The 11,476-nt window shown below is 35.5% G+C and carries 9 protein-coding genes; 6 read left to right on the top strand and 3 right to left on the bottom strand.

All coding sequences use genetic code 11. From position 1 onward, the window contains the following. The first annotated feature begins 18 nt into the window (after positions 1 to 18). From FJR05_RS24200 to FJR05_RS24225, 6 genes are all read left to right on the top strand, one after another. Positions 19 to 666 (top strand): Uma2 family endonuclease, encoded by a 648-nt coding sequence (locus tag FJR05_RS24200; RefSeq protein ID WP_168646464.1) that lies wholly within the window; start codon positions 19 to 21, stop codon positions 664 to 666. Further along, complete coding sequence (locus FJR05_RS24205; RefSeq protein WP_168646465.1) at positions 639 to 824, top strand: hypothetical protein; 186 nt, start codon at positions 639 to 641, stop codon at positions 822 to 824. Before FJR05_RS24200 ends, FJR05_RS24205 begins: the two co-directional genes overlap by 28 nt. Positions 825 to 846: 22 nt before the next feature. After that, entirely contained in the window at positions 847 to 1,602 is a 756-nt protein-coding gene (locus FJR05_RS24210) for a YebC/PmpR family DNA-binding transcriptional regulator (protein WP_168646466.1), read from the top strand. 523 nt (positions 1,603 to 2,125) lie between these two features. Continuing rightward, complete coding sequence (locus FJR05_RS24215; RefSeq protein WP_168646467.1) at positions 2,126 to 3,754, top strand: TAXI family TRAP transporter solute-binding subunit; 1,629 nt, start codon at positions 2,126 to 2,128, stop codon at positions 3,752 to 3,754. 148 nt (positions 3,755 to 3,902) lie between these two features. Next, a complete protein-coding gene (uvrC, locus tag FJR05_RS24220; RefSeq protein WP_168646468.1) occupies positions 3,903 to 5,780 on the top strand; it encodes an excinuclease ABC subunit UvrC in 1,878 nt (625 codons plus the stop codon). A gap of 146 nt (positions 5,781 to 5,926) precedes the next feature. Continuing rightward, positions 5,927 to 7,222, top strand: coding sequence for a glycosyltransferase (locus tag FJR05_RS24225; RefSeq protein WP_168646469.1), 1,296 nt, complete (start codon positions 5,927 to 5,929; stop codon positions 7,220 to 7,222). A 60-nt stretch (positions 7,223 to 7,282) separates the two neighbouring features. On the opposite strand, the gene FJR05_RS24230 is transcribed toward FJR05_RS24225, so the two are convergent. The 3 genes from FJR05_RS24230 to FJR05_RS24240 all read right to left on the bottom strand — a co-directional run bounded on the left by FJR05_RS24230 (position 7,283) and on the right by FJR05_RS24240 (position 11,039). Further along, positions 7,283 to 8,350, bottom strand: a complete 1,068-nt coding sequence (locus tag FJR05_RS24230) for a sensor histidine kinase (RefSeq protein ID WP_168646470.1) — start codon at positions 8,348 to 8,350, stop codon at positions 7,283 to 7,285. 6 nt (positions 8,351 to 8,356) lie between these two features. Further along, complete coding sequence (locus FJR05_RS24235) at positions 8,357 to 9,508, bottom strand: FIST signal transduction protein (protein ID WP_168646471.1); 1,152 nt, start codon at positions 9,506 to 9,508, stop codon at positions 8,357 to 8,359. 364 nt (positions 9,509 to 9,872) lie between these two features. Further along, positions 9,873 to 11,039: a pyridoxal phosphate-dependent aminotransferase gene (locus FJR05_RS24240; protein ID WP_168646472.1), complete on the bottom strand. Its 1,167-nt coding sequence runs from the start codon at positions 11,037 to 11,039 to the stop codon at positions 9,873 to 9,875. Between the last annotated feature and the right edge of the window lie 437 nt (positions 11,040 to 11,476).

The following is an 11,476-nucleotide window of genomic DNA, read 5'->3' on the forward strand; positions in this document are numbered from 1 at the left end:
ATTCAGGAGTCCGAAAAAATGATCATCACTGAAATGCCAACGCAATTACTAACTAACACTTGGATAACAGCAACTTGGGATGAATATATTCAAGTTATTGGAAATAATACTCATCAAAAATTCAAAGGCTATTATCACAATGGAAAAATGAGGATAGAAATGCCGCCAATCGGAAATGATCATGCCAGCGACCATAGTATTATTATTTTTGCTGTTAACCTATTTGCGACTATTAAAGGAATTAAATTTAATAGCAAAGATAATTGTACATACAGAAAAATAGGATTTCAAGAAGTCCAACCAGATGTTTCTTATTACATTGATGAAAAAGCAAATGCTATTCCCTATGGAACTTCCATTGTTAATTTAGATATTTACCCCATACCAGATTTAGTAATTGAAGTTGCGAGTAGTTCCCTAGCTGATGATAAAGGGGAAAAACGTCTGATGTATGAAGATTTAGGTGTAGCCGAATATTGGGTACTCGATGTGCAGAATGTCCAGGTTATCCCTTTTCTGATTGAAAATGGTGGCAGTAAAAGAATTAGTGAATCTCAAGTATTACCAGGGTTACAAATTTCTCTACTAAATGAAGCATTAAGAAAAACTCGACAAATGGATCATAGTCAAGTTTGTGCTTGGTTGTTAACCAAATTTCAGCAATAAATTTATTAGCAACTATAGCAGAAGTCAGAAGTCAGGAGTCAGGAGTCAGGAGTCAGGAGTTAAGAATCTCTTACCCTATGGCTTTTACTACAAATTATGTATCTCATGCAAGTGCATACCGCTATATTATAATTCCTATATATTCTATGTTTGAATAAAGAATAGATATTTTTTTTAATTATGGCAGGACATAGTAAATGGGCAAATATTAAACGTCAAAAAGCCGTAGTAGATGCCAGAAGAGGAAGTATATTCACCCAACTATCACGGGCAATAATTGTGGCTGCAAGGAACGGTATACCAGATCCAGCAGGTAATTTTCAACTCAGAACAGCCATTGATAAAGCCAAAGCAGCAGGTATTCCCAATGATAATATTGATAGGGCGATCGCTAAAGGTGCAGGTACTTTCAGCGATAACAGCATCCTCGAAGAAATTCGCTACGAAGGTTATGGTCCTGGTGGTGTCGCCATTTTAATTGAAGCCCTCACAGATAACCGGAATCGAACTGCGGCAGATTTGCGTGTCTCTTTTAGCAAAAATGGGGGAAACTTGGGAGAAACAGGTTGTGTAAGTTGGATGTTTTCCCAAAAAGGAGTTTGTGTAGTCGAAGGTGTAATTGATGAAGATCAGCTTTTAGAAGCTTCCTTAGAAGGAAATGCCCAATCTTATGAAATCATTGAGGAGGAAACAGTTGAGGTATTTACAGAAATAGCAAACTTAGAGAAACTCAGCCAAACCTTAAAAACAAAAGGTTTTAAAGTCACAAATATAGAATTGCGTTGGCTTCCTGGTAATCAAGTAGAAGTTACAGATCCAGATCAAGCTAAATCTCTCCTCAAATTAATTGATACCCTAGAAGGGTTAGATGATGTCCAAAATGTGACAGCTAATTTTGACATGGCTGATGGTTTAATGGAACTTAGTATAAATTAGGGCTAAATTATTAACCTTCATAAAAAAGGCTTGGCGATTTACCAAGCCCATATATACCAAGTGTTTACCATAGTTGGTTAATTTACCGGAATTAATGCTGAAATTCATCTATCTATGGTATGTGTATCCATATTATTTCTGCCGCAACACCTCAATAAAAAAAGGTTTAGCTTCATACTAAACCCTCATAAAAAGCAGTTATTCGACACACCAGGATTAATGTAAATCTACTTTTATTTCTCTGCATCTTCCTATAGAGTGTGTTTACTTATCTACGGTTATGATATGGCAGCTATCAGCAGTCAGCAACTTGGTAGAATACTAAAAACGGTTGAGACAGTGACTTTTATAAAATCACGAAAACCCCTACCCGGAGTAATTAAGCCGTGTTGAGTATAAAAAGATTATTTTTAGCAGTTTCCCCCCGGATGGTGAAAAAAATACTATAAAATCTGGAATATCAATTTCTGTTATTGTATAAAAGTATGTATCTAGTTCTTGGTAAATACACTATTTTGTAGATATGTCAACATCTAAAAACAATCATCAAGCGAAATTTTTGGGATTTTTTTTAGTTCTAGATCCTTTTTCTAGACTGATTTTTTTGGGACTTGGGTTTGCTAGTTTGAGTGTATTTGTCATCATTATTGGGAATATTGTTAATAATCTTACTCCACCTCACTTGACTCTAGCTGCTGGAGATAAAACAGGAGAAAGTTATATTATCAGTGAAGCAATCAAAAAGGTAATTGAACGCAGAACTAATATCAAACTGCAAGTTGAAGAAACTAGAGGATCAACCCAAAATATAGAAATGTTATCAACCGGAAAAGCTCAGTTAGCAATGGCTCAAGTGGATGTTGCTGCTGAGGAGATTGGTAATATAAATTCTCCGTCAAAAGCAAATGCAAGAACAGTAGCTTTATTGTATAAAGACACCTTTCAGTTAGTTGTAAAAAATCCTCAAATTAATCAATTTGTCCAACTTAAAGGAAAAACAATTGCTTTAACTGCTAGTGGTGGACAATATCAATCTTTTTTGACAGTAGCCAGACATTTTGGTTTGAGTGAAAAGGACTTTAAGATTACAGGTTTAGATAATAGTGGTAAGCCTATTCCGGGTTATAGTGATCAGCTTGCAGATAAAGATTTTCGGGAAAATAAAGCTGATGCTGTATTTCGTGTTCGCGCTATGGGTAATAAATCTATTGCTAATCTTGTCAATAATTATCAAGGGAAATTAATATCAATTCCCCAAGCAGAAGCAATGAAAATTAAGCAACCTGCCTTTGAAGTTACGATAATTCCTCAAGGTGCATATAGAGGTAATTACCCTGTTCCTAATACTAATTTATCTACGATAGCAGTATCAAGATTACTATTAGCCAATGATCAAGTAGATGCCAATATTATTAGAAAATTAGTTCAGACAATTTATGAAAACCGCCAAGAAATAGCTAATGAAATTCCTCTAGATCATGCTGAAGTTAAACCTTTAATTTCTAGTATTAGTCGTCCTCAAGAAAATAGTGGTGTTGATATTTTTTTACATCCTGGTGCTGTGGCTTTTTATGACAAAGATAAACCATCTTTTATCCAGGAATATGCTGACTATATTGGTTTATTATTGACAATTTTTTTATTAACATTTCAATGGATTCATCAACTTAAATTATGGATTGAGAAGAGTAAAAAAGATGAGGCTGATGAATATATTAAATCAGCTATTAGCTTAATGAAAGCAGGACAATATCAACTTGAAGATAGACAAAAAATTCTTGATAAAACCTTTGATGAAGCTGCAAAATCTTTGATTGATGAAAGAATTTCCCAAGAGTCTTTTCGGACATTTAACGAAGCTTATAAAAATACTAGAGAAGCCATAGAAAGGGATAAACAAATCTCTCAACAAGAAATTGAAAAAATCCAAAGAGAAAATGCAGCTAAATATATCAAAATGGTGGTAAAATTATTGCGATATGGTCAACAAAATCAAAGTACAATAGTTCAACAAAAGTTAGATATAATTCTTGAGCAGGTAGTTAGTGATTTAGTTTTGGAAAATATTTCTCAAGAATCATTTCGTACTTTCATTGAAGCATATAAAGCTACCAGGGATTCTATTAAAAGTCAAAATCCATCATTAAATTAACTTTTGATAATCCTAATCAATATCCCCGACTTCTTGGATCAATTTATAATTTATTGCAAAAATAAAAAAGAAGTCGGGGATCTGGGTCTTTTAAATTTATGGTTTAGAATAAATATGGGTAAACTATAAAGTTATGTAAAATACATCTGTGACTACATCTGAAAAAATATTACCACTATATAAAAACCCCGAACGCTTAGAAAATCGTTTGGGAGAAATTCCAGCAGAACCGGGGGTTTATTTGATGCGAGATGGCAGCGATCGCCTAATATATATAGGTAAATCTCGTAAATTGCGATCGCGTGTCCGGTCATATTTCCGCGATTCTACTAATAAGACGGAACGGATTAACACAATGGTTAAGTTGGTGACAGAAATTGAATTTATTGTCACTGATACTGAAGCTGAAGCATTAGCACTAGAAGCCAATTTAATTAAGCAGCATCAGCCATATTTTAACGTTTTACTCAAAGATGATAAAAAATACCCTTACCTGTGTATTACTTGGTCAGATGAATATCCGCGTATTTTCATTACCCGCAAACGTCAATTAGGAAAAGCCAAAGATAAATATTACGGTCCTTATACAGATTCCGGGTTATTACGAGAAATTGTCCATTTGTGTAAAAAGATTTTCCCTTTACGACAAAGACCACAACCTTTATTTAAAGATCGTCCCTGTTTAAATTATGATATTGGTCGTTGTCCTGGAGTTTGTCAAAAATTAGTTTCCCCGGTTGAATATGCGAAAATTGTCCAAAAAGTAGCGATGGTTTTTCAAGGCAGAACGCAGGAACTAATTGATATTTTAACAGCACAAATGGAAACTGCGGCGGAAGAATTGAATTTTGAAACTGCGGCAAAAATTCGTGATCAAATTGGAGCATTAAAATCCCTCAATGCAGCCCAAAAGGTATCCTTACCTGATGATACAGTATCACGGGATGCGATCGCCTTAGCCGCCGATGATCAACACGCCTACATTCAATTATTCCAAATTCGCGCCGGTCAATTAGTGGGACGGTTGGCTTTTGTGGCTGACTCCTACCCTGAACCGGGAGCAATTTTACAACGAGTTTTAGAAGAACATTATCAAACAGCGGAAAGTGTAGAAATTCCCAGCGAAATTTTAGTACAACATGATTTACCAGATAGTGAAATTTTGTCTGATATTTTAACAGAACGCAAAGGCAGAAAAGTGACAATTTTCAATCCATTGCGACAAAGTAAAGCTGAATTAATAGAAATGGTCGAAAAAAATGCCCAATATGAATTACAAAGAATGCAAAAATTGGGTGATAGTAATTTACAAGCAACCCAAGATTTAGCCGCTATTCTCGACTTACCAGATTTACCCAAACGCATTGAAGGATATGATATTTCTCATATTCAAGGGACTAATGCAGTAGGTTCACAAGTCGTATTTATTGATGGTTTACCAGCTAAACAATATTACCGACATTATAAAATTAAAAATCCTGATATTACCATTGGTCATTCCGATGATTTTGCCAGTTTAGCGGAAGTTATTAATAGACGGTTTCGTAAATATATTGAAGATCCTAAATTAGCAAGATTGGGTAATGCTGACTGGCCTGATTTAATTATGATTGATGGTGGTAAAGGTCAATTATCTGCCGTTGTGGGTATTTTAACAGAAATGAATCTATTCACAGATTTGCGGGTTGTCAGTTTAGCAAAAAAGCGAGAAGAAATCTTTTTACCCCACTCATCAAAACCCTTAGAAACAGACTCAGAACAGCCAGGAGTCCAGTTATTACGCAGATTGCGAGATGAAGCTCATAGATTTGCGGTGAGTTTTCATCGTCAGCAAAGAAGTGATAAACTAAAGCGATCGCATTTAGATGAAATTCCCGGTTTAGGACAAAATCGGCAAAAGTTGCTATTAGCGCATTTTCGCTCCCTTGATTATATTCGTCAAGCCACACCTACACAATTAACAGAAGTTCCCGGAATTGGTTCACGATTAGCGCAAGAGATTTATGATTATTTTCATCCTGTTTAAACTAGTTTAAAAATCTCTGACTTCTTAGAAAAGTCCCATATTTAACTCTCTTCTCTCTTCTCCCTTCTTTCTTCTCCTGACTCCTGACTCCTGACTCCTGACTCCTGTTCATAAAACCAAAGTTGTAAATACCATAGTGTTACCAGATGAAAGTTAGTCTGTGCATGATTGTAAAAAATGAAGAAACTACCTTGCCAAAATGTCTAGGAAGTGTTAAGGACTTCGTTGATGAAATTGTAGTTCTGGATACGGGTTCAACCGACAAAACCCCAGAAATTGCTCAACAATTGGGAGCTAAAGTGCATTATTTCACCTGGAATAATAACTTTAGTTCGGCTCGAAATGAAGCTTTAAAATATGTGACAGGTGATTGGATTTTAGTTTTAGATGCTGATGAAACTTTAACAGATGAAATTATCCCCTTACTCAAATCAGTTATTAACAAAGAAGAATATCTAGTAATTAATCTAGTCCGTCAAGAAGTTGGTTCAACACAATCACCTTATTCTCTGGTTTCTCGACTATTTCGCAATCATCCAGATATATATTTTGATCGCCCTTATCATGCTTTAATTGATGATAGTGTCACCGCAATTCTCACTCAAGAACCACATTGGCAAATTGGTTATTTACCAGGAGTAGCAATTCTCCATACAGGTTATCAAAAAGCTGTCATTAATGAGCAGAATAAATCTGCTAAAGCCGCAGCCGCAATGGAAGAGTTTTTTGCTAGTCACCCCAATGATGCTTATGTATGCAGTAAATTGGGAGCTTTGTATATGCAAATGGGGAAAATTGATGCGGGAATGGAGTTATTAAATCGAGGATTAAATCAATTAATTGGTAATCCAGTTCATGAAGATAAAAAACCATTAAATAAATTTAAACATTCCCAGTCACAGAAAGTTGAAGTTGCTTTTGATGAAGATATAAATTATGATATTTTATATGAATTACATTACCATTTAGGCATTGCTTACACAAATTTAAAAAACTTCTCCCTAGCTATTTCTCATTATCAATCTGCGGTGAAATTACCTATTTATCCCCTTTTGAAATTAGGAGGATATAATAACTTAGGAAATTTACTCAAAAATGTGGGAGATTTACCAGCAGCAAAAATCGCTTATGAAACAGCTATAAAAATTGATCCTAATTTTGTAACAGGTTATTATAATTTAGGAATGGTGTGTAAAGCAATGAGGTTATTTACTGAAGCTCTTGATGCCTATAATAATGCCATTAATTTGAATCCTGATTATGCAGAAGCCTATCAAAATTTAGGAGTTGTATTATTGAAAATTGGTGATATTCAAGGTGGTTTAGAAGCTTTTGAATATGCTATTTCTCTCCATGAATTATCTAATCCTGAAGAAGCAAAACGACTTTATCAAGGTTTGAAAGAAATGGGTTTGAATCACGGATTAGACGGATTACACTGATTTCACGGATTTTAGTAACTCTTATCACGGATTAGACGGATTGCACTGATTTCACGGATTTTAGTAGGTCTTATCAACTCCTGCTATATTTACAGGCAGAGTAATAATAAATTCTGAACCTTCTCCATAAACTGAATTAAAATCTAACATTCCGCCGTGTTTATCAATAATGATTTTCTGAACAATAGATAACCCTAAACCTGTACCTTGGCCAATAGGTTTAGTAGTAAATAAATGCTCAAATATCTGAGACTGAGTTTCTGCTGACATTCCCATGCCATTATCTTTTATCCGAATGACAATACAATTATCACACTCTATTAGTCTAGTCTGGATATTAATTAAATTAGGATTTGATTGAATTTCATCAGCACTACGTCCAATATTAAATTCTTCTAAAGCATCAATGGCATTAGCCAATAAATTCATAAAAACTTGATTAATTTGTCCAGGAAAGCATTTTAATAAGGGTATTGTTCCATAATCTTTAATTATTTGAATAGGGGGACGATTTTTATTTCCCTTGAGCCGATACTTAAGAATTATTAATGTATTATCAAGACCTGTATGTAAGTTAAAAGCAGTTTTTTGTTCTGTATCTGCTCTGGAAAAATTTCGCAAACTAGAGCTAATTTGAAAAATGCGATCTGTACCGTCCTTAATTGAAGAAAGCACTTTTAGTAAATCTTCACGTAAATAATTTAGGTCTATATCTTCGATTTTTGTGCGGATTTCTGGAAATGGAGTTGGATATAAATTTTGATAAATATCTATCAATTGCAATAAGCTATTAATATACTCCTCAGCAGGGCCAAGATTACCTAAAATAAAGCCTATTGGGTTATTGATTTCATGTGCTACATCTGCAACTAAATTTCCCAAAACAGACATTTTGTTCTGCATCATTTGCAAATTAATCAATGTCTGCTCTAGTTCTTGACTTCTTTGAGCTAATTTATTTTGTGATTCCTCAAGATCATTAATGACATTCTTCAAAAGAACTTCTTTCTTTTTATTTGTCTCTTCTAACCTAGTTCTATCTATCTCAGAACGTTCTAATTTTTTTTCGAGAATTCTATTAACTTTTCTAAGTTTATTTAATTCTTTCTCGTAATCATCAATTTGCATAAATATTTACTTAGTCCCTAACATTAATGTTACGAAAGTTTCATTATGAAATTCGGTTTCATCGGCGGTATTTAAAGGAGCAATTTCGCCATTTGAGTAAAATCCACAGGCTGGGATAGGATTTGGCAGGCAGTCTTTAGTATTTTGATACTCTTGTAGTGTTTTAGTTCCCAGTAATTGCCGACGAGCCACACAGGAAAAAAATAGGACAGCCGATGGTTCTACACCTGGATAGCTATTTAATGCGGTCATAAACGATGCTTTAGAAGCTGCTAAAATAGCGTCACCATTTGCTACTGCCATTTGCACCATTGCTTGGTGAGGAATGTCTGCAAAAAATGTCACGCTCCCTGTGTCCTGATTATACCCAATGGGCGCTCTCATGTAAAAGTTTTCACTATTTTGAGGAAACACCGCTAGAGGATATTCCATTGAAGGCTCAAGTGTACCCAAAAAATGACTATAGAAGTCTAACGCTGGTTTACCATCTATTTCATAAACAATGTTTTTCTCTACCTTGGTAACTTGACTAGCGTTACCGATAGGATGCCAACCACTGGCTACACCATGAGAAAATAAAATATTGCCAGAAAATAATAGCACGGGGATGGAATCACTGAAGACTTGGTTGTTAAAAAACTGATATGTATTTTCATATCTTGACTGATCAGCCGCTAATCCGCCAAATATGGGTATATTTTTCCCTAGTGCTAGTTTCAATCCTTCTAAAATTGATACACCGCTTGTGGTCAGACTTTCTGGATGGGTTAAGCACATCTGAGGCTCTAAGGTGCTTTTGGCTTTGGCTTGTTCTATGGCTTGTTTGGCGGCGGTAATGGGGTCTTGGGAGGCTTTACATCCTATGCCGGCATGAATTTCGATGTCATCAGCACAAAATAACATCAGGGTAATTGAGTCTTGCTGAAACTCTAATACTGAGGATATTTCTCCATCCGTAGTGCCGCCAATTAACTCAATTGCCGGAAAAATTTCATAGATTTTTTGTAAAATGAGAAGATGGTCAAAGTCAATGGCAGCAAATAAAATTCCTGCTTGTGGTATTTTCTCTGCTAAATCAGTTTGGCATTGCTGAAGCACTTCTTCAACTGCTAACTCTGATTTTGGATCGTTACTATGTCCTACTACTATATGAAACATAAATAGGTTGATAGGAAAAATCTAATTTATTTCCCTATGGTAATATATTTTGTGAATTGCTCCCAAAATTATACTAATTTTTTAAACAATAAAAAACAGCTAAATTAATATTTTTGTTTTAGTGAGATCCAGATCACACAATTTTTGTGATTGTAGTGATGTTAATGTTTGCACTCGTCTTTTTATTTCGCACAAGTTTTGCACAATTAGATTTATAATTTCTATTTGATTTGTGATAAATTCGGGTGAGGCGATCGCAATTCTTGGAGCTAAATCACAGCAGATACTGCAATTTTTATATATTGTTGTTCAAAGTAAATAAGCAAGGGTAAAGCATGAGCTAAACCCCTACAGTTCATGACATCTAAATTCGAGAACGGACAAATTTTTCTAATCTATCCATTCCCTTTTCAATCGTTTCCATATCAGTAGCATAGGAAAGACGAATATTTTTATCAGCACCAAAAGCGACACCGGGAATAAGTGCAACTTGATGGGATTCCAGGATAGCGTTGCAAAATTCCAGGGATTTCAAGCCGGTTTTGCTGATATCAGGGAAGAGGTAAAAAGCACCATCTGGTTTAGCTGTACTCAAACCCGGAATGGCGTTGAGTCTTTCAAACATTACCTGACGACGTTTAGCAAAAGCTTGACGCATTTCCTCTACACAGTCTTGGGAACTTTCCAAAGCGGCGATCGCTCCATATTGAGCAAAGGTACACACATTTGATGTACTATGTCCTTGTATGTTGCTGGCGGCTTTGATAATTTCCACAGGTCCTGCTAAATAACCCAAGCGCCAACCGGTCATGGAGTAACCTTTCGCAAAACCGTTACTAATTAAGGTACGGGAAAAAATTTCCTCACCTAAAGAACCAATGCTGATATGTTCTGCACCATCATAGAGAATTTTCTCGTAAATCTCGTCAGAGACAACATAGATATCTGCATCAACTATTACCTGTGCCAGAGCCTTAATTTCCCCTGGCGTGTAGACCATCCCTGTGGGGTTAGAAGGGGAATTAAGGACAAATAACTTGGTTTTTGGGGTAATAGCTTTTTTTAGCTGTTCTGGGGTGATTTTGTAGCCAGTGGAAGCATCTGTTTCCACAATCACAGACTTACCACCAACTAATGTCACCATTTCGGGATAACTTAGCCAGTAGGGTGAGGGAATAATCACCTCATCACCGGGGTCAATCAATGCCACAATCAAATTATAGAGAGAATGCTTACCGCCATTGGTGACAATGACATTCTCCGCCTTATAATTAAGACCATTATCATTTTTTAGCTTGTGAGCGATCGCTTCCCGTAATTTTGGTTCACCAGCGGCCGGACCATACTTGGTTTTACCTTCATCCAAAGCCTTTGCGGCTGCGGCTTTAATATGCGCTGGGGTGTCAAAATCCGGTTCACCTGCGCTAAAACTACAAACATCTATCCCCTCGGCTTTCATGGCCTTAGCTTTAGCTGCGATGGCTAAGGTGATGGAGGGTGTTACCTGACTTACTCTTGCTGCCAGCTTCATTCTACTTTAATTTCGCCAATATCCTTTCTATCTAAGGATATCCCAGAATCATATCCGATATTTGCCCTTTCTAAATTCTTTTCTCACCAATTGGGTAATAGTGGTTCAATAATTGACCATTCTTCATCCGTTAAACTATTTGAATACATAAGCACATAAAAATACGCTATTTTAATAATATATTAAGATACCAAATGGGTTCTATATCCAGAATTTTCCTATAAAATGCCAACGTTGAGACATTAAACGAAAATATTATGCGTATTATTTTATGGAATAACACTCAAAGAAGCTAATTCAATGGTAGATAAATCGTTATGTTAATAATTTAATCGGTATAAACTACTCTTAACTAATTCAATGGTCAGATGACTGAAGTTTAATACCCAGAACTTGAGTATAAGCGCCTCTAGTGGTCTGTCAGTTTTCTATTTGTG

The sequence above is a fragment of the Dolichospermum sp. UHCC 0259 genome (assembly GCF_009711935.1).
Taxonomy (GTDB): Bacteria; Cyanobacteriota; Cyanobacteriia; order Cyanobacteriales; family Nostocaceae; genus Dolichospermum.